General features: G+C 70.5%; 20 protein-coding genes. 12 read left to right on the forward strand and 8 right to left on the reverse strand.

Features of this window, described 5'->3' with window-relative positions; translation table 11 throughout:
- Positions 1 to 117: 117 nt before the first annotated feature.
- The 3 genes from OWR29_RS07825 (at position 118) to OWR29_RS07835 (ending at position 3168) form a co-directional block, all read left to right on the forward strand.
- Positions 118 to 1068 carry an NUDIX hydrolase gene (locus tag OWR29_RS07825; RefSeq protein WP_267561833.1) on the forward strand — a complete coding sequence of 317 codons (951 nt, stop codon included), beginning with the start codon at positions 118 to 120 and terminating at the stop codon, positions 1066 to 1068.
- 5 nt (positions 1069 to 1073) lie between these two features.
- Positions 1074 to 1979 (forward strand): NUDIX hydrolase, encoded by a 906-nt coding sequence (locus OWR29_RS07830; RefSeq protein WP_267561834.1) that lies wholly within the window; start codon positions 1074 to 1076, stop codon positions 1977 to 1979.
- Between the two features lie 310 nt (positions 1980 to 2289).
- Positions 2290 to 3168, forward strand: coding sequence for a CDP-alcohol phosphatidyltransferase family protein (locus OWR29_RS07835; protein WP_267561835.1), 879 nt, complete (start codon positions 2290 to 2292; stop codon positions 3166 to 3168).
- A gap of 51 nt (positions 3169 to 3219) precedes the next feature.
- On the opposite strand, the gene OWR29_RS07840 is transcribed toward OWR29_RS07835, so the two are convergent.
- Genes OWR29_RS07840 through OWR29_RS07850 form a run of 3 tightly spaced genes read right to left on the reverse strand, consistent with a single transcriptional unit; the run spans position 3220 to position 6365 of the window.
- Positions 3220 to 4464, reverse strand: a complete 1245-nt coding sequence (locus tag OWR29_RS07840) for a phosphatidylserine decarboxylase (RefSeq protein WP_267561836.1) — start codon at positions 4462 to 4464, stop codon at positions 3220 to 3222.
- Positions 4465 to 4491: 27 nt separating this feature from the next.
- Entirely contained in the window at positions 4492 to 4851 is a 360-nt protein-coding gene (locus tag OWR29_RS07845; protein ID WP_267561837.1) for a hypothetical protein, read from the reverse strand.
- Complete coding sequence (locus tag OWR29_RS07850; protein WP_267561839.1) at positions 4848 to 6365, reverse strand: PspC domain-containing protein; 1518 nt, start codon at positions 6363 to 6365, stop codon at positions 4848 to 4850. Before OWR29_RS07850 ends, OWR29_RS07845 begins: the two co-directional genes overlap by 4 nt.
- 152 nt (positions 6366 to 6517) lie before the next feature.
- Here OWR29_RS07850 and OWR29_RS07855 point away from each other — a divergent pair, with 152 nt between their 5' ends.
- The 7 genes from OWR29_RS07855 (at position 6518) to OWR29_RS07885 (ending at position 14181) form a co-directional block, all read left to right on the forward strand.
- Complete coding sequence (locus OWR29_RS07855; protein ID WP_267561915.1) at positions 6518 to 7771, forward strand: ATP-binding protein; 1254 nt, start codon at positions 6518 to 6520, stop codon at positions 7769 to 7771.
- Entirely contained in the window at positions 7768 to 8436 is a 669-nt protein-coding gene (locus OWR29_RS07860; protein ID WP_267561840.1) for a response regulator, read from the forward strand. Before OWR29_RS07855 ends, OWR29_RS07860 begins: the two co-directional genes overlap by 4 nt.
- Positions 8437 to 8619: 183 nt before the next feature.
- A complete protein-coding gene (locus tag OWR29_RS07865) occupies positions 8620 to 10254 on the forward strand; it encodes a peptide ABC transporter substrate-binding protein (protein WP_267561841.1) in 1635 nt (544 codons plus the stop codon).
- 93 nt (positions 10255 to 10347) lie between these two features.
- Entirely contained in the window at positions 10348 to 11274 is a 927-nt protein-coding gene (locus OWR29_RS07870; RefSeq protein WP_267561842.1) for an ABC transporter permease, read from the forward strand.
- Positions 11267 to 12169: an ABC transporter permease gene (locus tag OWR29_RS07875; protein ID WP_267561843.1), complete on the forward strand. Its 903-nt coding sequence runs from the start codon at positions 11267 to 11269 to the stop codon at positions 12167 to 12169. The genes OWR29_RS07870 and OWR29_RS07875 overlap by 8 nt, the downstream gene beginning before the upstream one ends.
- Positions 12170 to 12176: 7 nt before the next feature.
- Entirely contained in the window at positions 12177 to 13205 is a 1029-nt protein-coding gene (locus OWR29_RS07880; protein ID WP_267561845.1) for an ABC transporter ATP-binding protein, read from the forward strand.
- Positions 13198 to 14181: an ABC transporter ATP-binding protein gene (locus tag OWR29_RS07885; protein ID WP_267561846.1), complete on the forward strand. Its 984-nt coding sequence runs from the start codon at positions 13198 to 13200 to the stop codon at positions 14179 to 14181. The genes OWR29_RS07880 and OWR29_RS07885 overlap by 8 nt, the downstream gene beginning before the upstream one ends.
- 3 nt (positions 14182 to 14184) lie before the next feature.
- Here OWR29_RS07885 and OWR29_RS07890 read toward each other — a convergent pair whose 3' ends face one another.
- Positions 14185 to 16401: a helix-turn-helix domain-containing protein gene (locus OWR29_RS07890; RefSeq protein WP_267561847.1), complete on the reverse strand. Its 2217-nt coding sequence runs from the start codon at positions 16399 to 16401 to the stop codon at positions 14185 to 14187.
- A 145-nt stretch (positions 16402 to 16546) separates the two neighbouring features.
- Between OWR29_RS07890 and OWR29_RS07895 the strand changes: the two genes are divergently transcribed.
- Positions 16547 to 17101, forward strand: coding sequence for a hypothetical protein (locus tag OWR29_RS07895; RefSeq protein ID WP_267561848.1), 555 nt, complete (start codon positions 16547 to 16549; stop codon positions 17099 to 17101).
- A 4-nt stretch (positions 17102 to 17105) separates the two neighbouring features.
- Here the strand turns inward: OWR29_RS07895 and OWR29_RS07900 are convergent, their stop codons facing one another.
- Complete coding sequence (locus OWR29_RS07900) at positions 17106 to 17405, reverse strand: chorismate mutase (protein WP_267561849.1); 300 nt, start codon at positions 17403 to 17405, stop codon at positions 17106 to 17108.
- 399 nt (positions 17406 to 17804) lie between these two features.
- A complete protein-coding gene (locus OWR29_RS07905) occupies positions 17805 to 19652 on the reverse strand; it encodes a bifunctional metallophosphatase/5'-nucleotidase (RefSeq protein ID WP_267561850.1) in 1848 nt (615 codons plus the stop codon).
- Positions 19653 to 19798: 146 nt separating this feature from the next.
- Between OWR29_RS07905 and pcrA the strand changes: the two genes are divergently transcribed.
- Positions 19799 to 22213: a DNA helicase PcrA gene (gene pcrA, locus OWR29_RS07910; RefSeq protein ID WP_267561851.1), complete on the forward strand. Its 2415-nt coding sequence runs from the start codon at positions 19799 to 19801 to the stop codon at positions 22211 to 22213.
- Positions 22214 to 22392: 179 nt separating this feature from the next.
- Here pcrA and OWR29_RS07915 read toward each other — a convergent pair whose 3' ends face one another.
- Positions 22393 to 23223: a M23 family metallopeptidase gene (locus OWR29_RS07915; RefSeq protein WP_267561852.1), complete on the reverse strand. Its 831-nt coding sequence runs from the start codon at positions 23221 to 23223 to the stop codon at positions 22393 to 22395.
- Between the two features lie 109 nt (positions 23224 to 23332).
- The gene (locus OWR29_RS07920) at positions 23333 to 24070 is read right to left on the reverse strand and encodes a M23 family metallopeptidase (RefSeq protein WP_267561853.1); all 738 of its coding nucleotides are present in this window, start codon (positions 24068 to 24070) and stop codon (positions 23333 to 23335) included.
- Positions 24071 to 24140: the final 70 nt, after the last annotated feature.

Genomic DNA, 24140 nt, shown 5'->3' on the forward strand with positions numbered 1-24140 from the left:
TCACGAGCGCTTTGTGCAGGGAAACGCTCTGATCAGCGATTACGCAGCGCAAACCACCTGTCAGGAATCCGACAGACGTTTTCTGGAGTTCACATAATCCGGGCAGAATGCCGCCCTGTGACCCCCGCACTGGAACCGCTCCGCCGGATCGCCGCCTACGCCGTTGCCACCGACGACGACGGCCGCGTGCTGCTCGTCCGTGCCTCCAGCAGCTCCGGCACGCCCGGCGTCTGGTCGCTGCCCGGCGGCGCCGTCGACCACGGCGAAGACCCCAACCACACCGTCGTCCGCGAGACGGCGGCCGAGACCGGCCTGTCCGTCGCCGTCGCCGGCCTGCGCGACGTCCTGGCCGACATGCGCGCGCTGCCCCACCGCGGCGTCACCATCCACACCGACCGCCTCATCTACTCGGTCTCGATCCGGGGCGGCACGCTGGTCGACCGGGTCGGCCACCCGACCGACCTGGCCCGCTGGCACACGCTGGACGAGGCCGGGCGCCTCAAGCTGCGGCAGTTCACCGCGAACGCGCTCGGGCTGGGCGGCGCCTCGGCCGACCTGCGCCCCGAGCCGGCGCCGACCTTCCCGTCGTTCTACGCCTACCCCGGGCCGGACGGGCTGCACCGCGCGCAGCGCTTCGCGGCGTACGCGATCGCCACCGACCCGCAGGACAGCACCCTGCTGCTCACCCGCATCGCCCCCGGTTATCCCGGCGAGGGGCGCTGGCACCTGCCCGGCGGCGGCACCGACTACGGCGAGCAGCCCGGGCCCGCGCTGATCCGCGAACTGGTCGAAGAGACAGGTCAGGCCGGTCGGCTGGTCGAGCTGCTGGGAGTGGCGAGTCACCGGGACGCGGCTTCGCTCGGCCCCGAGGGCTACCCGATCGACTGGCACGGCGTCCGGGCCTTCTACCGGGTGATCGTGGACGACCCCACCGAGGTCGCCGTCAAGGATGTGGGCGGCTCCACCTCCGAGGCCCGCTGGGTGCCGGTCAAGCAGGTCGCCGACCTCCCCGAGGACGAGCTGACCGAAGTAACCGCCGAGGCGCTGAGGAAGGCCGGACTAATCTAGGCCCGGTGAAGATCAGACGGGTCGGCGCGTACGGGATCTGCCGCGACGAGGCCGGGCGGGTGCTCCTCGCCCGGAACTCGCCGCTGAGCTCGTTCCCCGGCCTGTGGACGCTGCCCGGCGGCGGTGTCGAGCAGGATGAGCACCCGGACGACGCGGTGGTGCGCGAGTTCGGTGAGGAGACCGGTCTGTCTGTCAAGATCGAGGCGCTGCACTCCGTCACCGCCGACGTCTTCCGCCTGCCCACCGGCGAACTCGAGCACACCGATCGGGTTATTTACGACGTACGGGTGACCGGTGGGTCGCTGCGCTTCGAGACGCAGGGCACCACGGAGCACGTCGACTGGATTGCACAGACCGATCTGTCTGATTTGCCGCTCATGCCGTTCACGGCGGCCGTCCTGGGCGTCGGCACCGCGGTCGAATCGGACACCCCGAACCCCGGCGAAGAGCTGGCCAAGCCGGCCCGCGTGCAGCGCTTCGGCGCCTACGCGGCGGCAACCGACCCGGACGGCCGGATCCTGCTCACCCGCATCGCCCCGGGCTATCCCGGCGCCGGCCGCTGGCACCTGCCCGGCGGCGGCACCGACCACGGCGAGACGCCCGAGGCGGCGCTGGCCCGCGAGCTGATCGAAGAGACCTCGCAACACGGCCGGGTGACCGGCTTGCTCGGCACGTCGCACCGGTACGACCCGGCGGCCCTCGGCCCGGAAGGCGTGCCGATGGACTGGCACGTCATTCGTGTGCTGTTCAGGGTTTCGATCGACGTGCCGACGGAATCATTAGTGACCGAGGAAGCAGGCGGATCCACCGCCGAGGCGGGCTGGTTCACGCTCGCCGAGGCGAAGGGTCTGGAGCTCACCGAACTCGCCGCCACGGCCGTAGCCCGGGTCGGGGCGGAACGGGCGAGGTAAAATCGCCTCAGGGAGAGGTGAGGCAAGTGACCTGTCCCCTCCGCTGTCTCCGAGCCGAGCGGCTCTGAACAGGCGGAGCGAACGGGCCAACGACTGACGATTCGGCTTCTCGCCAAGGTCGACTCGCTGTGCGATGGTGTTACCCGCACATTTCCCCGGGCCCCATGTGCGAAGGGCTACCGGGCCGCCGCCCACCGCGATCGTGGTGGGCCACCTGATCCCATGGAGGAAACACGTGCCGAGAACCCCTTGGCGCCGGCGTCGCTCGACGGATAGTCCCCGTCCCGCCGGTCGTCGTTGGGCAGGCCGGTTGCGCCGCAGCGGAACGATCGCGCGGCAGGCCCTGTTGGTGCGCGTGGGGCGCCGGGCCGAGTCCGGCCGCGCCGCCACCGCCACCCGGGCCGAAGTCATCTACACCGGTGCCGAGCACGGCCGGGTCCATGGGCCCGTCGCTCCGCACCTCGCGATCCCGGCGCCGGTCGAGCCGCCGGCCGAGGTCTCGCTGCTTCCCGGCGAGCACACGACCGCGCGCCGGCTGAGCTTCGCGCTCGTGCAGGGCTGCACGCTGGCCAGCCTCGGCTTGGGCCTGACGGCGATCCTGCTCGCCATGCACGGCGAGGCCCGGCTCGCGGCCGCCTTCCTGGTCGCGTGCGTGGCCTTCGACGGCCTGGACGGCGCGCTGGCCCGCAAGCTGGGCGTCTCGAGCCCGTTCGGCGCGCAGATGGACTCGCTGGCCGACATGTGCTCGTTCGGCCTGGCCGCGCCCGTCGTGGTGTACGCCTCGCTGGCCCACACGGTGCCCACGCCGGCCGCCGCGGTGGCCTGCATGCTGGTCGCCGCCTGCGCCGCCATCCGGCTGGCCCGGTTCAACGTCTCGCCGAAGGACGGCAAGTTCTTCTCGGGCGTCCCGACGACGCTGGTCGCCGCCGTGCTCGCGCTGACCGTGCTGATCGACCTGCCGCTGCCCGGGCCGGTCATCCTGGGCGGGGTGGCTGTGCTCGCCTTCGCGATGGTGTCCAGTTTCCCGTACGCGAAACTGGCCCGTCTCGTCCGGCTGCCCGCCTGGTTCTGGCTCGTCCCGATCGTCGGCGCGCTGGTCGACGCCCGGCTCACTTTCGTCCTGATGGTGGGGATGTACCTGCTCAGCGGCCCGGTCATGTGGCTTCGCGCCCGCAAGGCAGCCGTTTAAACCAGACACACGAAAAGGGCCGCCCCGACCGGGGCGGCCCTTTTCGTTTCCTCAGATCCAGCGGGCGATGACTGACGCGCCGCCCAGCACCTTGTCGTTGACGCTGACCAGGGGTTCGGCCCGGTCGGCGGGCAGGTAGACGTCGGTGCGGGAGCCGAAGCGGATCAGGCCCATGCGCTCGCCCCGGGCCACCAGCGTGCCGGCCGGGACCCGCTGCACGATGCGGCGGGCGATCAGACCCGTCCGCTGGGCCACCACCACCGTGCCGTGGTCGGTGTCGAGCACCGTGTACGCGGCCACGTTGTGCTCGGCGGCGGCGGTCATCGCGTTCGCGTAGCCGCCCTCCTCGACGAAGTAGTCGGACACCCGCCCGGCCACCGGCACCCGGTTGACGTGCACGTCGAGCACCGACAGGAACACCGCGATCCGCAGGAACTCGCCCGGCCCGAAGCGCTCGTCGGTCATCCGCTCGACCGACAGCACCCGCCCGTCCGACGCCGCCACCACCGCGGCCGGGTCGTCGGGCAGCTCGCGCTCGGGGTCGCGGAAGAACGCCGCCACCGGGGCCGCGGCCAGCGCCGGCAGCAGCCACAGCTTCGACTTCGGCCGGGCGATGCGGGCCACGGCGGCCAGGCCGAGCGTGATGCCCGCGGCGGCGACGCCGTTGGAGTCGATGTGCATGGCCCGGGTGACCGGAACGCTGGACGGCCGGTAGACCGGGGCCAGGGTCGCCGCGACGCTCGGGTCGGCCGGGGTGAAGCGCAGCTTGTGCACCCGCAGCGGCGGCTGGTTGCGCACCACCAGGTCGGAGCCGACCCCGAACAGCGCGCCCTGCCGGAACAGCTCGGCCGCGGCCCCACCCGTGCGACCCGGGGTGGCCGGCACCGCGAGGGTGACCACGCCGCCGTCGCTGAGGTGCTTGCCAAGCTGGTCGAGCAGGTCACGCACGTCGCCGGCGGTGCCGCTCAGCGGCTCGCCGACGATCACCACGTCGGCCGGCTCGGCCTCGTCGAGCGACTCGACCACCCGGACCCGGTCGGCGATCCAGCCGCCCAGGCCGTCGATGTGGTCACGCAGCAGATCGGCCGTGCTGCGCTCGCCGGCGACCAGGGTGAGCCGGTCGCCGGGCAGCAGGGCCTCGACCGCGCTGGCCACCACCGGCGAGGAGTGGTCGGCGCCGATCACGATCGCGGACGTGGCCGCGTTGTGCCGGGCGAACTCGGCGGTCAGGGCTCGGGCGGCCGTGAGACCGACTCCGACGATCGGCGCACGGGACACAACGGGGAACGCAGTCATGCCGACGAGCATATTGCGCGCACCGTTCTAGTCCTTGCGGGGCTGGTCGGATGCCAGGCCGGGATGCTGCTGCGAGAACCGGTCGCCCGGGTCGTCCAGCAGTTCCCGCACGATCGAGGCGTGCACCTCGGGGGAGAGGTCACCGGGCAGTTCCGGCTCGGCCGGGCGCTCGGGCTCGGGCGCCGGGGCCGGGGGCGTGGCCGAGCGGGCCGACCGCAGCGCGCCGAGCAGGCCGATCACGCCGAAGACGATCAGGCCGCCGGCCACCAGCCAGCCCACCGCGGGCAGGTGCACGTCGATCACCCGTGACACCGCCCACCAGGCCACGACCAGCAGGAACAGGATGCCGAAGCTGAGCGAGACGCCATCGGTGCGATGTGGCCTCATCGGAGCACCTCCACGTTGCCCGTGTCCATCTGCAGGTCGAGTTTCAGCGTGCCGCCACCGGCGCCGTCCGGCCCGAGGTCGGTCACGGTCCGGCCGTCGGCGTCCCGGTCGTTGAACTCCTGGTCGAAGAGCACGGCCCGGCCGTTGTCGATCTGCACCGAGGTGGTGGTGTCGACGTTGGCCGGCACGAGCACCCGCACCTGGCCGACCTTCATGGTGACGGTGATCGCCTGGCTCTGCCCGGCGAAGTTGACCTGCCGCAGGTCGAGCGTGGCGTTACCGGCCGTGAAGTCGTACCGGTCGGCCACCCCGGCCAGGGTGGCCGGCCGATAGGTGCTGTTGCCGACCTCGCTGCCCCAGCGCTCGGCGCCGGTCGAGATGAGCAGCCCGACCGAGGCGATCAGGCCCAGCGCGATCAGCCCGCGGGCCCGGCCGAGCCAGGCCCCCACGATCAGGCCGGCGGCGATGGTGGCGACCGCGGCGGCGAAGTAGGCCGACACCGCGATGCTCGCGCCCGCCATGTCGATGGCGGCCATCACGCCGATCACCATGATCAGGCCGAAGAAGGTGAGCCGGCCCAGCTTGGAGCGCTCACGCGGCGGCTTCGGCGGCTTGGGCGGCTTGACCTGCACCGGCGGCGCCGGCGGCCCGGGCGGATAGGTGACGGGCGTGGGCCGGGCGTACGGGCCGTGCGGCGCGAACGGCGGCCGGTACCCACCGGCGGGCGGCGCGTACGGCGGCGGCGGGACCGGCGGCACCACCGGCTCGGTCACCGGTTCGGCGGGCGATGCGGCCGGGGCCGCCGCCGGCGCGGTGGGCGGGACGGCGCCGAACTCGGCCGTCTTGTCGAACGGGCCCGGCTCGAACGGCCCGGGCGGCGGCGGTGGTGGCGGGGCCGCGGGAAACGCCGACGGCTGCTGCTGGTTGTTGCCGCTGCGCTTGATGAGCAGGATCGCGCCCAGGATGACCGCGCAGGCCAGCAGGCTGGCGCGCATGCCGTCCTGCACGATGAAGGCGAACGACAGCACGGCCGCGCCGCCGAGCAGCACCACCGAGACCGGCGTCATGCCCGAGCGGCCCTTGCCCAGCAGCGACTCGATCGGCGAGGCGGTGTCGCCCTCGGCCGGCATGACCAGCCAGCCGATCAGGTAGAGCAGCACGCCGACCCCGCTGATCACACCGAGCACGGCGAACAGCACCCGCCACAGCACCGGGTCGGTGTTGGTGGCGCGGGCCAGGGCGCCGCAGACGCCGGCCAGGTAGCGGCCCTGGCGAGGGCGGACCAGCTTGTCCCGAGAGAAATTGTCCCGCGAGAAGGTCGGACCGTCGCCGGCCGCCGAGAACCACGGCGGCGGCTCGGAGGCGGGGCCGGGCTCGGTCGCTGGGCCGGGCTCCGTGCCCGGGCCGGGCTCCGTGCCGGGGCCGGGCTCGGTGGCCGGACCGGGTTCGGTGGCCGGCGGCACGTCCTGCGACGGACCGGCGGGACCCCGTGCGGCGGCAGCTTCGTCGTTCATGCCATCGATCCTCACCCCGGGGGCACCCGATCCGCTTCCGGCTCCGACCCTGAGGCCACCCTGAGATCCCAGGGCCGATACCTGGGGGAGTTCCCCGTGGCTCAAGCCGCCCGGACGTGTGACGATCGGAGGACACAAGCCGAGGAGGAGCCATCACCGCCGCCACCCAGCCCACGCGCCGCCTTTACCGGCCGCGCGACCACCGCATCGTCGCGGGTGTCGCGTCCGGGCTGGCGCAGCACCTGGGCGTTCCCGTGCTGGTCGTGCGCATCGCGCTGGTGGTGCTGCTCGGCTTCAACGGCCTCGGCCTCCTTCTGTACGCGGCCTTCTGGGCCGTGCTGCCGCAGCAGGCCGTCACGGCCGACCCGCCCCAGCGCCGCGACCGGGCCATGCTGCTGCCGTTCGGCGCCATCGGCCTCGGCGTGGTGCTGCTGCAGGCCCTGGTCTTCGAGGACAGCGTGGCCGGCACGGTCGGCTGGCTCATCGCGGTCGTCGCCGTCGGCGCCGGCATCATCTGGCACCAGTCCGACCCCAGCCGGCGCACGCTGGGCGGCTCGATGCCGCAGCAGCCGTGGCTGGCCGCCGTGGTGGCCGAGAGCGACCGCCGTTTCTTCCTGTTCCGCTTCATCGGCGGCGGGGTGCTGGTCGCCACCGGCATCATCGGCGTCGTCGCGGTCTACGCCCCGGCCGGCAGCCTGTCCGCCGTCGTCAACGGTGTCATCTTCGCTCTGGTCGGCCTGCTCGGCGTCGGCGTGGTGGCCGCGCCGCTGCTGTGGCGCATGTTCAACCAGCTGCGCGCCGAGCGTGAGGGCCGCATCCGCGAGCAGGAAAGGGCCGAGCTGGCCGCCATGATCCACGATCAGGTGCTGCACACGCTGGCCCTGATCCAGCGCAACTCGGCCGACATCAAAGAGGTGCAACGGCTGGCCCGGGGTCAGGAGCGCAGCCTGCGCAACTGGCTCTACAAGCCGACCGCCTCGCCCACCGAGCGCTTCGCGGCCGCCCTCGAGCAGGCCGCGGCCGAGGTCGAGGACACGTACGCGATCACGGTCGAGACAGTTGTGGTCGGCGACACCGAGTGCGACGACCGGGTCGCCGCCCTGGTCGCGGCGGCGCGTGAGGCCCTGGTCAACGCGGCCCGCCACTCCGGCGTACAGACGGTCTCGCTCTATGCCGAGGTCGAGGCGGAGGAGCTGAGCGTCTTCGTGCGCGACCGCGGCGCCGGGTTCGACCTGTCCGGTGTGCAAGAGTCGCGCCACGGCGTGCGAGGCTCCATCATCGGGCGTATGCAGCGCCACGGTGGCAAGGCCGAGATCCGCAGCGCCCCCGGCGACGGCACCGAAGTCCGGCTGACCATGTCCGTCTCGCGGGAGAGCGTGGCGGCCGGGAAGGAGACAGCACGATGACCGAGCCCCAGGAGTCCCCGGCCGACCGGCGGCTCACCGTCTTCCTGGTCGACGACCACGCCATGTTCCGGGCCGGCGTCCGCGCCGAACTGGGCGCCCACGTCGAGGTGGTCGGCGAGGCGAGCTCGGTGGCCGAGGCGGTCAGCCGCATCGCCGCCATCGAGCCCGACGTGGTGCTGCTCGACGTGCACATGCCCGACGGCGGCGGCCGGGCCGTGCTCGACGCGATGCGGCGCACGCATCCCCACGTACGCTTCCTGGCTTTGTCCGTCTCGGATGCCGCCGAGGACGTGATCGGCCTGATCCGGGCCGGCGCCCGGGGATACGTCACCAAGACCATCTCGCCCGACGAGCTGGCCGCGGCGATCCGCCGGGTGGCCGACGGCGACGCGGTGTTCAGCCCCCGCCTGGCCGGGTTCGTGCTCGACGCGTTCGCCTCCCGGCCCGACGTGCCGGTGGCCGACCCCGAGCTCGACCAGCTCACCAACCGCGAGCGTGAGGTCCTGCGCCTGCTCGCGCGGGGTTACGCGTACAAGGAAATCGCCAAGGAGCTGTTCATCTCGATCAAGACAGTCGAGACGCATGTCTCGAACGTCCTGAGGAAGCTCCAAATGAGCAACCGTTACGAATTGTCACGATGGGCGGCTGATCGTCGCCTGGTCTGACGGTCGGTTGCGGATCGTGCACCGAACGGCATCGCCGCAGCTCAGGGGCCTGCTTCACGGAGTGATCGAAGGGTCTGACTAGTATCGGCTTGATAACGGGGCCTTGGCATACGTTGGCTCTGTGTCACAGTTGCTGCGTCTCACACGACCCCCGTGAGCGCCCCTGAAGGAGGCACCCCCCACATGCCTGGGAAAAGCCCGTGGAAGGTGGTGGCCTCCCTGGCCGCCATCGCCTTAGTGGCGGCCGGCTGCAGCGGTAGCACGTCGGATGACACCGAAGTTCTGCCCAACAGCATCAGCATCGGCATCGGCGAGCCCTCGAGCCTCGTCCCGCAGAACTCGGTCGAGTCGAACGCCTCGCAGGTGCTGGCGTCGCTCTTCTACCCGCTCGTGCGGTTCGACCCGAAGAACAAGCCGTACCCCGTGGCCGCCCAGTCGATCACCCACGACAAGGCCAACCGGGTCTGGACCGTCAAGCTCAAGCCGGGCTTCACCTTCAGCAACGGCGAACCGGTCACCGCCGACAACTACATCGACGCCTGGAACTTCGGCGCCTACGGCCCGAACGGCCAGCTCGCGTCGTACTTCTTCAGCCGCATCGACGGCTTCGCCGACCTGCAGTCGAAGGATCCCGACGACGGCGGTCCCGAGAAGGCGCCCGAGCCCAAGGCGACCAAGCTGAGCGGGCTCAAGAAGGTCAACAACCTGACCTTCACCGTGACGTTGTCGGAGAACTTCGCCGGCTGGGAATCGGTCATGGGCTACGACGCCTTCTATCCGCTGCCCAAGGCGGCCTTCGCCAGCGAGGGCGTGCTGAAGAAAGAGTACGGAGAGGCGCCGATCGGCAACGGCCCCTTCAAGATGAAGGGCACGTGGACCCACGACGAGAAGATCGTGGTCGAGCAGGTGCCCGACTTCAAGGGCACGGTTCCCAAGATCGGCGGCATCACCTGGAAGATCTATCAGGAGCTGGGCGCGCAGTACGCCGACCTGATGGCGGGCAACCTCGACGTCGAGACGAAGATCCCGATCGAGAGCCTGGGCTCCGCCTCGGGTGACCTCGGCGCCCGCCTCGGCAAGAGCCCGAGCTCCTCGTTCTCGTTCATGGGCTTCCCCCTGTACGAGGACAAATGGAAGAACCCGCAGGTGCGGCGCGCGCTGTCCATGGCGATCAACCGGGAAGAGATGACCGACCAGGTCTTCCTGGGCTCCGAGACGCCGGCCAAGTCGTTCGTGTCGCCGGTGGTGTCGGGCGCCCGCCCCAACAGCTGCGGCGAGGCGTGCGACTACAACCCGACCAAGGCCCGCCAGCTCTACACGGCCAACAACGGCCCCAAGGACATCAAGATCGGCTACAACGCGGACGGCGGCCACAAGGCCTGGATCGACGCGATGTGCAACCAGATCAAGGGCTCCCTCGGCGTCAACTGCACCGGCGCCCCGCAGCCGAAGCTGGGCACGCTGGTCGACAAGGCGCGGGCCAAGGAGGACGTCGGCCTGATCCGGCTCGGCTGGGCGATGGACTACCCGCTCATGGAGAGCTACCTCGGCCCGCTGTACACCAGCGACGGCTCGTCGAACTACTACGGCTACAAGAACAGCACGTTCGACAGCCTCGTCCGGCAGGGCTCGGCCGCCCCCACCACCACCCAGGCCGAGAAGCTGTGGCGTGAGGCGGAGGACCTGCTGGTCCGGGACATGCCGGTGCTGCCGCTGCGGTTCGGCCAGAACGTGTTCGGCTACTCCGATCGCGTCACCGACGTGACGATGGATCTCTACCAGAAGGTCGACATCTACTCGATCGACTTCGCCGACTGAGTGACCGTTCGAACGGTGGTGGCGCCACGGTTGAGGTGAAACCGTGGCGCCACCGCTGTCTGCCCGTCCCCTCCGCGCCCAAAAGGCTTCTCCATGTTCCGCTACATCGTGCGGCGCCTGCTTCAGATGGTTCTCACCTTCTTCGGGGCCACCTTCGTCGTCTACGCGCTGATGTTCGCCAACATCGACGACCCGTTCCAGGCCCTCGTCGGTGACCGCCCGCTCACCGACACTCAGCGCGCCGCCCTGAACGCGCAGTACCACCTGGACGACGGCTTCCTCACGCAGTATTGGCACTACGTGACCGGCCTGCTCACCGGCGACTTCGGGCGGTCGCTGACCGGCCGCTCGATCGGCGAGATGCTGGCCCAGGCGTGGCCGGTCACCATCCGGCTGGCCCTGCTGGCAATCGTCATCGCCTCTGTCATCGCGGTCGGAGCCGGTGTGCTCGCCGGCCTGCGCCGGGGCGGGGCGTTCGACACCGTCACCCTGGTGCTGACGCTGATCGTGCTGGCCATGCCGATCGTGGTGCTGGCGCCGCTGGCCCAGCTGGTGTTCGGCATCCAGCTCGGCTGGTTCCCGCCCACGGCCACCCGCGACGCGAACCTCTACCAGCTGCTGCTGCCGGCCCTGGTGCTGGGCACCCTCGTGGTCGCCACCGAGTTGCGGGTGACCCGGGCGTCGGTGGCCGAGAACCTTCGGGCCGACTACGTCCGTACGGCCCGGGCCAAGGGCCTCGCCCCGAAGCGCGTGGTCGGCGTGCACGTGCTGCGCAACTCGCTGATCCCGGTGATCACCCTCATCGGCGTCGACATCGGCGTGCTCATGTCCGGCGCGGTCGTGACCGAAGGCGTCTTCAACATCCCGGGCGTGGGCTTCAACCTGCTGCGCGGCATCCGCACCGAGGACGGCCCACTGGTGGTCGGCTTCGTCAGCGTGCTCGTCATCGTCTTCCTGGTCATCAACCTGATCGTCGACCTGCTCTACGCCGCCCTCGACCCCCGGATCCGCTATGAGTGACCCCAACGCCGTCGCCGTCGCCGAGGCGCCGTCGACCGCACCGCGGAGCCTGGCCGGCGACGCGTGGCTCGACCTGCGTACGCGGAAGATCTTCTGGATCGCGGCGGTGCTGGTCGTGGTCGTGCTGCTGATGGCCGTCTGGCCCTCGCTCTTCACCTCGGCCGACCCGCGCGACTGCCTGCTCGCCCGCAAGAACGCCGGAGCCGGCGGCGGCGCGCTCTTCGGCTACGACTTCCAGGGCTGCGACGTCTACGCCAAGACCGTGTACGGGGCCCGCGACTCGATCCTCGTCGGTGTCACGGCCACGCTCATCGCCGGCGTGATCGGCCTGGTCGTGGGGCTGGTGGCCGGCTATTTCGGCCGCTGGGTGGACGCGCTGCTGTCCCGCTTCGTCGACATCGTGCTGGCCGTCCCGTTCATCCTGGCCGCGATCGTGCTGGCCCGGCGGCTGTCGTCGAACCCCGAGAGCAACGGCATCGTGGCCGTGATCGTGACGCTCGGCGTGCTCGGCTGGACCACCGCGGCCCGGGTCATGCGCTCGGCGGTCATCTCGGCCAAGAACCAGGACTACGTGGCGGCGGCCCGGATGCTCGGGGCGAGCCCGGCCCGGCTGATGCTGCGGCACATCCTGCCCAACGCGATCAGCCCGTTCATCGTGGTGCTGACGGTGCTGCTCGGCATCAACATCGCGGGCGAGGCCACACTGTCCTATCTGGGCGTCGGGCTCAAGGGCGACGCGATCAGCTGGGGCCTGGCCATCGCGGACGCCGGCCCGTACGCGCGAACCGCGGCCGCCCCGCTCGTCTGGCCGTCGGTGTTCCTGGCGGCCACCGTGCTCGCCTTCATCATGCTCGGCGACGCGATCCGCGACGCCTTCGACCCGAAACTGCGGTGAGGCGCCGATGACCGACATCACGGCTCAAGTGGACGTGCTGCCCGGCCTGGACCCGCGGGCGCCGTTGCTGCACGTGGAAGACCTGAACGTCGAGTTCCGCACCCGCGACGGCGTCGCCCGCGCGGTGAACGGCGTCAACCTGTGGCTCAACCCGGGCGAGACGCTGGCCGTGCTGGGCGAGAGCGGCTGCGGCAAGTCGGTGACCGCGCAGGCGATCATGGGCATCCTCGACACCCCGCCCGCCCACGTCACCGGCGGCCGGGTGCTCTACCGCGGCGTCGACCTGCTGCAGCTGCCCGAGAGCGAGCGCCGCAAGGTGCGGGCCAACCGCATCGCGATGATCTTCCAGGACGCGCTGAGCGCGCTGAACCCCGTCTACACCGTCGGTTTCCAGCTGGGCGAACTCTTCCGCGTGCACCGCGGCACCTCCCGCCGCGAGGCCAAGCGCCGCGCGGCCGAACTGCTCGACCAGGTTCGCATTCCCGACGCGCGACGCCGGGTCGACGACTACCCGCACGAGTTCTCCGGCGGCATGCGGCAACGCGTCATGATCGCCATGGCGCTCGCCCTCGACCCCGAGGTGCTGATCGCCGACGAGCCCACCACCGCCCTCGACGTCACCGTGCAGGCCCAGATCATGAACCTGCTGGCCGAGCTGCAACGCGAGCGGAACATGGGCCTGATGCTGATCACCCACGACATGGGCGTGGTGGCCGACGTGGCCGATCGGATCGCGGTCATGTACGCCGGAAAGGTGGTCGAGGAAGCGCCGGTGTACGACATCTACGCCCACCCGGCTCACGCGTACACCAAGGCGCTGCTCGAATCGATCCCGCGCCTCGACCTCAAGGGGCGGCCGCTCAACGTGATCCGCGGTCTGCCGCCGGCCCTCACCGACATCCCGTCCGGCTGCGCGTTCCACCCCCGATGCGCGTACGCCCGGGAGATCTGCCGCCTCGAGCCGCCGCCCGCCTACCAGATCGCGCCGCAGCGGGTCACCAGCTGCCACTTCGTCCGGGAGGTTCTGGGTGTCTGACGTCGTCCTCGAGACCCGGGGCCTGACCAAGCACTTCAAGATCCGCAAGGGTGCGGTGCGCGCGGTCGACGGGGTGGACATCCAACTCCGCCGGGGCGAGACGCTGGGCGTCGTGGGCGAGTCCGGCTGCGGCAAGACGACGCTGGCCAAGCTGCTGGTCGGCCTCGAGAAGCCGACGGCCGGCGAGATCCGCGTCCGCGGTGAGGACATGGTCCGGCTCGGCGGGCCGGCCCTGCGCCGGGCGCGCCGCAACATCCAGATGGTGCTGCAGGACCCGTACACGTCGCTCAACCCCCGCATGACGGTGGGCGACATCATCGGCGAGCCGTACGACATCCACCCCGACGCCGTCCCTCGCACCGGCAAGGCGCGCGCGGTGCAGGAACTGCTGGACATCGTCGGCCTCAACCCCGACCACATCAACCGCTATCCCCACCAGTTCTCCGGCGGCCAGCGCCAGCGCATCGGCATAGCGAGGGCGCTGGCCCTGCGCCCCGAGATCATCGTCTGCGACGAGCCGGTGTCCGCTTTGGACGTGTCCATCCAGGCCCAGGTGATCAATTTGCTGGAGGGCCTGCAAAGAGAATTAGGTCTGGCGTACGTCTTCATCGCGCACGACTTGTCGGTGGTCCGCCACATCTCCGACCGCGTAGCCGTCATGTACCTCGGCAAAATCGTGGAAACCGGCAACCACGCCGCCATCTACGAACAGCCGACCCACCCCTACACGCAGGCGCTGCTCTCGGCCGTCCCGGTACCCGACCCCCGCCTGCGCGGCCGCCGCGACCACATCACCCTCGAGGGCGACGTCCCTTCCCCCGCCGACCCACCCTCAGGCTGCCGCTTCCGCACCCGCTGCTGGAAGGCCCAACCCGCCTGCGCCGACCACGAGCCATTGCTGGAGATCCGCCAACGAAGCCCCCACCCCAGCGCCTGCCACTACGCCGAAGTCCGAGACGTGATGCGCCGCTTCTGAGACTCAACGGCGCATCAGCTTCCGGATTCGATCGGCCTCGCCCATGCGTCGCTGCTCCCGGAATAGTCGAAGAGCCCGGCGCAGCATAGAATCGGCCTCTGCGGCGCCGCTCTCCATGAGCATTTCCCCGAGCCGGCCCAGCGAGTCGGCCGCGGAGGACTCGTTGCCGATCTTCAGATAGATCTCGATCGCACGCTGGTAGTGCCGCTGGGCCGCATCGATCGCACCGGCGTGCCACTCGACTGTTCCAAGGCCGTCCTCGGTGGCCGCCTCACCGGGAAGGTGCTCGTGCCGCTGGTGAAGTCGAAGAGCCTTCCGGCAGAACACCCGGGCCGTATCCGCGTGGCCCAACGCCACTACCTGCTCACCGATGGCGTTCAGCTGCACGGCCTCCCACACGGGCAGTTCGAGCACTCGGAACAAACGCAAAGCGGCGACTGCGTGGTGCAGCGAGCGGCGTGTGCCGGGCCCATGTTCCAGAATCAACGCCATGACCCGGTGGGCCTGTGCGCGGCTCGCGAGGTCATCGTCGGGAATCAGCCGAAGCGCTTGCTCCAGGTGGAGAGGCTCCTTGGTGACCCTGCCAAGGCAGAGGTGCGCGAGGGCGATGATCCGCGGGTCGTCAAGCCGCTCGGCGGCCTCCAGGCCCAGCCGCCATGCCCGGCGGTGCGGTTCGGCGAGTCCTCGTCGGTAGAGGTAGTCGTCCATCGACCACGCGAGCTGCCACGCTGCGGTGTCCCAGCCTTGCTCCGAAGCGGCCTGTTGCATGGCGGAGAGTGTCGCGTTCTCGGCGTCGAACCAGCGCATGGCGTCCGCGGCGGTTCTCAAGGGAGCGGGTTCGGCTTCGCTGGTCGTACCGGTGAGCAGGATGGCCGGACGTTGTGGCGACAGCAGCCGCTCGCCGTCGAAGGCGGTGTGGAGCAGGAAGTCGACGAGCCGCCGAGTCGCCGACTGGGCATCGTCGGCGCCGAGCACCTCCGGCGCTTGGTGCAGCCAATACAGGCGGACGAGCGGGTGCATGAAGTACCGGGAGTTCGCTGTCCGCTGCAACAGACCGGCGCCTTCGAATTCATGAAGGCAGTCGTCGACGCCCCGGGCCGGCAGGCCGAGCAGCGCGGCGACCGCATCCACGCCGAGCTCGGTGACGGACGCGGTGCTTAGCAGGCATATCGCCCGCCGCATGGGCGGTTCGAATCGGTCGGACCAGGACAGCACGATGGCCAGCCGGTCGAGCACCCGCAGTCTACGATCCTCGCGGCCGAGGTCAGACGCGAGTGAGGCCAGCGACCAGTCCGGATAGGTCTCCAGACGGGAGGCCACGATGCTCAGGGCCAGGGGATGTCCGGCGCACGCTGCAATGATCGCGGTGGCTGCTTCGGGCTCTCGTTCGATGCGATCCTGGCCGAGGCGGACGGTCATCAGCTCAAGTGCCTCGGCGTCGGTCATCGGGTCGAGGACGATGCGGTGGGCGCCGTGGTGCACCTGCAGGTCGGTCAGGTCGTTCCGGCTGGTCACCAGTAATGTGGCCGCCTTGCCCGGGAGCAGAGCCCGCACCTGCTTGGCATCGGCGGCGTTGTCGAGGACGACCAGCATCTTGCGGTTCGTCAGTCGGCGGTAAAGAGCTGTACGACGTGCATGGCTTTCCGGCAACTTGGTCACGCCGAGCGCGAGCAGGAACTCCTCGATGATCTCCTCGGGCGTGGTGGGCCGCACCGCGTCGTCGAATCCGTGCAGGTCGGCGTAGAGCTGGCCGGAACTGAAACGCCGGGCGTTGTGGTGAGACCACCGCGACACGAGCCAGCTCTTGCCTATGCCGCCGGTGCCGGTGATCAGAAGTCGGCTGGACGTCCGGGACGACATGGAGATCGTCTCCAAGTAGTTCAGTCGGCCGGCGAACGATCGCGTCTCTTCGGGCAGATCCGACGGCTTGACGGGACCGGGCTCCGGCCGAGGCGCCGCCTCCACCAACGCCTTGACCCGGCTCCGGTGAAGCGCAGACCCGCCCAGCGCTCGCACCAGGGCCTCGGCGAACTCGACGCTGGGTACCTTTTCGCCGGACAGCACCCGGTGGGTGTGCGCCGGAGAAAGGTTGGCCCGTTTGGCGATCTCGCGGCCGGACACGGCCGAGCCCTCCTGGAGGCGAGCCACCTCGCGCAACTCAGCGAAGAAGTCGCGCAGCGCGGAGGACCGCGCGGCCCGCTCTGCGCCTTCCCGGCTCACCTGTCCAGTATGCGGTGTTCCCTGTCCGTCCCGCCCGATCGAGGGTATCTGCCCTGGTCAGAGGTCCGAACTCGACCATGGTTGTCCCCTGAGGGACAGAATTGACGGCTCTTTCGGCCAGGCTGAACGCTTGAGGAGGTGTGCGATGACGACATCGACCAAGCAGCCGAAGCGCAAGCCGGCCCGGCGGGCCGCGACTCCACCCAACGGCGGGATCGGGCGCGACGGCCACCAGATCAGCCAAGTTGAAAACTCGAAGATCACCATTGGCAGCCCAGGTCTGCTGGGCACCTTGGCCGCCATTGCCACTGTCATCGGCACGGTGATCGCAGGTGTTGCACTCGATCGGCAGGGGCGAGCCGCGCCGCCGCCGAAGCCATCGGTCTCAAACGAAGCGAGCGCGACCGCCGCGCCGGTTTGGGCTCGGATCGTCAACTCCGGCCCGGACGGCGTCTTCACCTATCCGCAGGCCGGTCGGGGCGCGCACTACCCCGACGGTTACTTGGACGGCACCGTCGTAGAAGTGGTCTGCCAGGAACGGCACGGTGAGGCGGTGACGGATGAAGACCCAGCGCCGGGTCAGCCCGCCACGTGGGCGGTCTGGGACAAACTGACCAACGGCCGCTGGATCCCGGACATGTGGACAACGTTGCCAAAGAAGCCGGGCGACACCCCGCCGAACGGGCTACGCACCTGCTGAAAGGTCAGAGGGGGCCGCGGCCCGCGCGCAGGATCATCAGGGCGACTTGGGCGCCGTCGGGGCCCAGGGCCTCGCGGAAGCGTTCGACGATCTCGCGTTCGCGGGAGAGGACCAGGCGGGTGCCGCCGCTGGCCATGCGGGTCTTGCCGACGGTCTGGGAGAGGCGGGCGCGTTCCTGCCAGAGGTCGATGATCTGCTGGTCGATCTCGTCGATGCGTTCGCGGATCGCGCGGATCTCCTCGGCGGCCAGCGGCTCGGCGGCCCCGGTGTTCTGGTCCATCTTCGTCGTCGTTTCGGCGCTCATGTCGTGCTCCTCGGGTGCTGGCGCCCCGGTCGACCCGGCCCGGGCAGCATCAAGCCCCGGGCGGGAAGGCCCGGGGCTTGATGTAGGTCTGTCGTTCAGACGCAGCCTACGGTCGCCGGAGCCCCGGTGCCGTAGCCATAAAATCGCGCCTGCTGGATCACGAGGCCGAGTATGCCCCCGCCCCGCACGGCTACGCAAGAAAACCGCCCGATGAGTGGGATGCAATCACCCTCGGCCTCCAGACCCGGCCCTTTGCCGGCTGGGGCGAACCGCGACCGAAGTTGCGCTTCGCCCCGTTGACGTCGAGGGCGCCGAAAAGTGCTAGGCGAAGCCGAGGTGCTTTTCGGTGCCCTCGACGTCAACCTCCCAGGGGCGAAGTGCCCACCGAGCGGAGCGAGGTCATGTAACAGTGATGCGGTTGGCGGGGCCTGGGGCGACCGGGTCGCCGGCGCCCAGGTACGCCACCAGGGCGTCGACGTCGAAGCCCGGGGCGGTGACGCGGCCCGTGCCGGCGGTGAGCGTCGAGAAGCCGTCGCCGCCGTTGGCCAGGAAGTCGTTGGTGGTGATCTTGTAGGAGGCGGCCGGGTCGATCGGCGTGCCGTTCAGCGCCAGGTTCGAGATCTTGGAGCCGAGCGGGGCCGACGCGCTCCACGTGTAGGTGAGGCCGGCCGACACCTGCAGGATCTTGGTCGAGGTCTGGCCGTTGTAGCCCACGAACTGCTGCTCGAGCACCTCTTTGAGCTGCGCCCCGGTGAACGTCTGGGTGACCACCAGGTTGTTGAACGGCTGGACCGTGAACGCCTCGCCGTACGTGATCTCGCCGTTGGCCTCGCCGCCGGCCGAGGCCTCGGCGTCGAAGTCGGCCCGGATGCCGCCCGGGTTCATCAGCGCGATCTGTGCGCCCTCGCCCGTGGTGCGGGCCAGCTGCGCGTCAGCGATCACATCGCCCAGGGGGCTCTCGCCGGCCGGGGTCGCGGTGCGGGTGATGTCGGCTGTGATGCGGCCGACGACGCGGTTGGCGATCGGCGCGACCGCCGTGCGGTACTTGTCGGCGATCTTCTTGGCCCCGGCGTCGACCGTGGCCGGGTTCTTCAGGTACACGCCGTTGGCGTCGCGCTGCCAGCCGCCGTTGCCGTCGGGCACGCCGTTCTCGACGATGACGTTCTTGGCTGTGATGTCGGCGAATTTGCCCGTACGCCGGTCGACCGACCAGTCGATGTCGGTGATCAGCTGCCCGTTGGTGCCGGCGCTGGTGACGACCGACGTGCCCTTCTTGTTGGGCAGCTTGCACGAGTAGAACCGGTGCGTGTGCCCGCTGACGACCAGCCCGAATTCGGGGTTGAGCCCGGCCACGATCGGCACGATGGGGCCGCTGAAGCCGTTGCAGTCGCTCACGCCGGGCGTCGGGGTGGCCGTGGCCTGCGAGCCGCCCTCGTGCACGAGCAGCACCTGCGCCTTGACGCCGAGCAGCTTGAGCAGGTTGCCCCACTTGTTGGCCGTCTCGACCTCATCGGCGAAGCGCACGTTCTGGATGCCGGCCGGGTTGACGATGGCCGCCGTGCCCTCGAGCGTCAGGCCGACGAAGCCCACCGGCACGCCGTTGATGATCTTGATGTCGATCGGCGGCAGGATCGGCAGCCCGGTCTTCTTGTTGATCGTGTTGGCCGCGAGGTACGTGAACTTCGCCCCGCCGAACCCGTCGCCGTCCTGGCAGCCGTCGGTCGGGTGGCAGCCGCCCCGCTGCAGGCGGATCAGCTCGTCGACGCCCTCGTCGAACTCGTGGTTGCCGACCGAGCTCACCTGCAGCCCGACCTGGTTCATGAGCTCGATCGTGGGCTCGTCGTGGAAGGCCGCGCTGACCAGCGGGGTCGCCCCGACGAGGTCACCGGCGCCGACGGTCACCGTCTGACGGCCCTCGGCCTTGGCCTCGGCTCGCAGCTTCTTGAGGTACGTGGCCAGATACTCCACGCCGCCGGCGGGAGTCGACGTGCCGGACGCGTTGACGACGGCGCCGCTGCCCGACGGCGGGTCGATCGCGCCGTGGAAGTCGTTGTAGCTCAGGAACTGACCCTTGACGGTCGCGCCCTTGGGCAGCCCGGAGCTGACGCTCACCGGCTGGAACTCGGGCGGCGCGGCGGCCGCGGGTTTCGCGGGGCTCGAGGCCAGCGGCAGGGCCGCGACCACAGCCAGGGCCAGGGCCGGTGCGGCGAGGTGACGCAGCCCGGTCCGGCGACGGAGACGGTCCATGATGTTCGATCTCCCGATTGAGTGTCCGGTCAACTACGACAGCCTGCTGCATCGACGTCGATGCGCGCTATGGCCTGTGGATAACTAGTAGGCGTCTGTGCGGCGAGCAATTCTTGTCGGGGGGTCGGCATAGACTTGCCCCCGCGATGCGACCTTCTTCCGAAACCCCCGACGGCGCCCTGTTCGCCGTGCCTGCCACGCGCCCGCCCGCCGAGTCCCGGCCGCGCCCCAAGCGCGACCCCGAGGCGCTGCTGACCGGCCTCAACGGCCCCCAGCGGGACGCGGTCACCCATGCCGGCTCGCCGCTGCTCATCGTGGCCGGCGCCGGCTCGGGCAAGACGAGGGTGCTCACCCATCGCATCGCCTATCTGCTGGCCGAGCGGGACGTCCACCCCGGCCAGATCATCGCCATCACGTTCACCAACAAGGCCGCGGGCGAGATGAAAGAGCGGGTCGCCCACCTGGTCGGCCCCCGGGCCCGGCTCATGTGGGTGTCGACGTTCCACTCGGCCTGCGTGCGCATCCTGCGGGCCGAGCACGAGCACGCCGGCCTCAAGAGCAGCTTCTCGATCTACGACGCGGACGATTCGCGCCGCCTGATGACGCTGGTGATCCGCGAGCTCGATCTCGACCCCAAGCGGTACTCGGCGCGCAGCCTGGCCGCCCAGGTCTCCAACCTGAAGAACGAGCTGGTCGAGCCGGAAGAGTTCAAGGACAAGGCCAAGGGCCCGAACGAGCGGGCCGTCGCCGAGGCGTACGAGCTCTATCAGCGCCGCCTCCGCGAGGCCCACGCGCTCGACTTCGACGACATCATCATGAGCACCGTCCACCTGTTCCAGTCGCATCCCCACGTCGCCGAGGCCTATCGTCGCCGCTTCCGCCACGTCATGGTCGACGAATACCAGGACACCAACCACGCGCAGTACATGTTGGTGAAAGAGCTGGTGGGGGTTAAGGGAGGCGAGGTCGAGCCGGCCGAGCTGTGCGTGGTGGGCGACGCCGACCAGTCGATCTACGCCTTCCGCGGCGCCACCATCCGCAACATCCTCGAGTTCGAGCGCGACTACCCCGACGCCCGCACCATCCTGCTCGAGCAGAACTACCGCTCGACCCAGACGATTCTGTCCGCGGCCAACGCGGTGATCGACCGCAACACCTCCCGCAAGCCCAAGCGGCTCTGGAGCGACCAGGGCGCCGGCGAGCAGATCGTCGGCTACGTGGCCGACACCGAGCACGCCGAGGCCGACTGGGTCGCCCGCGAGATCGACCGGCTGGGCGACAAAGAGGGCGTGCGCCCCGGCGACGTGGCCGTCTTCTACCGTACGAACGCTCAGTCCCGTGTTTTCGAAGAGGTGTTCATCCGCGTCGGCCTGCCCTACAAGGTGGTCGGCGGCGTCCGGTTCTACGAGCGCAAAGAGGTCCGCGACGCGCTGGCCTACCTGCGCGCCGTGGTCAACGACGACGACACGGTGAGCATCCGCCGCGTACTCAACACGCCCAAGCGCGGCATCGGCGACAGGGCCGAGGCCTGTGTCGAGGCGCTGTCCAGCCGCGACCGCGTCTCGTTCGGCCAGGCGCTGCGCCGGGCCAAGGACGCGCCCGGCATCTCGACCCGCGCGGCCAACAGCATCGCCGACTTCGTCCAGCTGCTCGACGACCTGCGCGAGATGTCGGCGACCGCCCCGCCCGAAGAGGTTCTTGAGGTCGCCCTCCAGCGGTCGGGCCTGCTCTCCGAGCTCGAGGAAAGCCTCGACCCGCAAGACCAGGGCCGGGTGGAAAACCTGCAAGAGCTCGTGAGCGTGGCCCGCGAGTACACCGAGCGCGTCGAGGCCCAGGCCGACGAGGACGACGAGGCGCCCGCGGCCACCCTGGCCGGCTTCCTCGAGCAGGTGGCGCTGGTGGCCGACGCCGACCAGCTGCCCGACGACGACCCCGACCACCAGGGCGTGGTCACGCTGATGACGCTGCACACGGCCAAGGGCCTCGAGTTCCCGGTGGTCTTCCTGACCGGCCTCGAGGACGGCGTCTTCCCGCACACCCGCGCCCTCGGCGACAACAACGAGCTCGAAGAGGAACGCCGCCTGGCCTACGTGGGCATCACCCGCGCTCGCCAGCGGCTCTACCTGTCCCGCGCGGTCACCCGGGGCGCGTGGGGCCAGCCGCAGTACAACCCGCCGTCCCGCTTCACCGACGAGCTGCCGCCCGAACTGGTCCGCTGGGAACGCACCGGCGGTTCCTACACCTCCTGGTCGGGCACGGGCGGCGGGGTGGGTGGTCGCGGTGGCGGCGATCGCTATCGCGGCGGGGGTTTTTCCGGCGGTACGCCCAAGGCGCAGCAGCTGGCGAGCCGGCTCGGCATCGACGGCAGCAAGCTGTCGACGGCGAGCGAACTGCGCCAGGCGCCCAAGGTCTCGGCCGGCGACCGCGTCAACCACCAGCGCTACGGCCTGGGCCGGGTGGTCTCGGTCGAGGGTCAGGGCCCCGGCGCCCGAGCCCAGATCGACTTCGGCGACCAGGTGATGTGGCTGGTGCTCCGCCACGCCCCGATCGAAAAGATCTAGCCCGTACGCCGAGAGCCCCGCCCGCCCAGCGCGGTGCGGCGCACCCGGCCCGCCCAACGAGGAGCGGCGCATCCGGCCCGAGCCGGCCCGCGCAGCGAGGTGCGGCCCACCCGGCCCGAGCCGGCCCGCCCAGCGGCGAGCGGCCCGCCGGGCCGGAGCCGGCCGTGGGGCGGGGAGGGTTAGCAGCCGGGCACGGTGACGCCGTGGGCACGCAGCCAGGCGGTGGGCTCGATCGGGTTCTTGTAGAAGCCCTGGTGCACCTCGAAGTGCAGGTGCGGCCCGGTCGAGTGGCCGGTGGAGCCCTCGTTGCCGATCTGCTCGCCGGCCTCGACCCGCTGGCCCTCGTGGACGGCGATGGCCGACATGTGCCCGTAGTGGGTGAGGTAGCCGTTGCCGTGGTCGATCAGCACGGCCAGGCCGTAGCCCTGCGCCTCGCCGGCCCGCACGACGACGCCGGGGCCCGCGGCCAGGATCGGCGAGCCGTCGGGCGCGGCGATGTCGACGCCCGCGTGCAGGCGTCCCCAGCGCTGGCCGTAGCACGAGGTCACCCGGCCGGTCGGATTCGGGTTCACCCATCCGGTGGCGGCCGGCGTCTTCATCCTGGCCGGGGGCGGGGCGACCAGACGGGTCTTGAGCTTGCGCGGGGTGCCGGCGGCCGTGCCCGCGGCCGGGGGCTTCCACGGGCTGTCGTCGACCGGGGTCGCGGCGTCGGGTTCGGGCGCGGGGGCGGCCGTGACAAGGGCGACCGGGGCGGCCGAGCCGGCGGCCGTGGCGGCCGCGGCGCCACCGGCCACGCCGGTGACGAGGGCGCCGCTCAGCGCGGCGGTCAGCAAGACAGCGCGCCCGCGGTCACTCTGCAGCGGGTTGATCGCGGCGAGGGAGGTGCGCAGCGGGCTGGCGGCGGCGAGAGAGGTGTGCAGCGGACCGGCCGAGGAAAGCGGCGCGCGGTGCCGCCCGGCCTGTTCCCGGCGGTGTCGCCCGGCGGAACGGGTCTCGGCTTGAAACGCCACGCGGCACAACCTCCCAGGCAGAACTGATCACCGACATCTGCCTGTCGGCCTGCCTGGAGAGATGTTGAAGAGGTACGGCCCGGTTCAACCGGGTTGCAACCGAAGCGGGTCAGGAAGCGGCGGCCATGCCGGCGTACACCGACTCGACCTGGAGCTTGATGTCGACGCCGCGCTGGCGCAGGAACGGGATCGGGTCGGTCGGCGCGCCGTCGACGTGGATCTCGATGTGCAGGTGGGTGCCGTACGAGGCGCCCGTGTTGCCGACCTGGCCGATGACCTGCCCGGCCTTGACGACGTCGCCCTTCTTGACGAGCACCCGCCGCGAGTGGGCGTAGATGACCTCGTTGCCCTCGTTGTCCTCGACCGTGATCGCGTAGCCGTAGGCGCCGAAGTAGCCCGCCTGGGTGACCTTGCCGGCGTGGATCGCCTTGAAGGGCAGACCCTCGGAGGCGGCCAGGTCGATGCCGGCGTGCAGCTTCTCCCACCGCATGCCGTAGCCGGAAGTGAAGGTGTATTGCTCGAGGGGGAGCAGCCAGACGTCGGCCGCGGCCTGCTCGGCGCTCACCTTGGTCTTGGCCGCCGAGTCGCGGCTCTCGCCACGCGAGGCGGCGTCGGCGCCGGCGTCGCGCTCGGCCAGGGCCTCGGCCGCCACCTGGTTGCCACCCAGACCCTTGAGGGCCTGCGGGTCGACCTGCTTGGCGTCGGGCATGTTCGAGGCGCCCATGGCAACCACACCGGCCCCGGCGAAGGCGGCGGTGACGGCGATGGCGTAGCGGCTGCGCGGAGGGGTGGGTACGCGGCGACGACCCCGATAACGATCGGGCTCAGACGACAAGCGCTGGCGCACGAACAACCCTCCGTCGGTGGCAAAGGTGCGGTGTTCCCGAGGCCGAACTTCCGGTGAATCGAGGCCATCC

The sequence above is a fragment of the Paractinoplanes pyxinae genome, from assembly GCF_026626335.1.
GTDB lineage: Bacteria > Actinomycetota > Actinomycetes > Mycobacteriales > Micromonosporaceae > Actinoplanes > Actinoplanes pyxinae.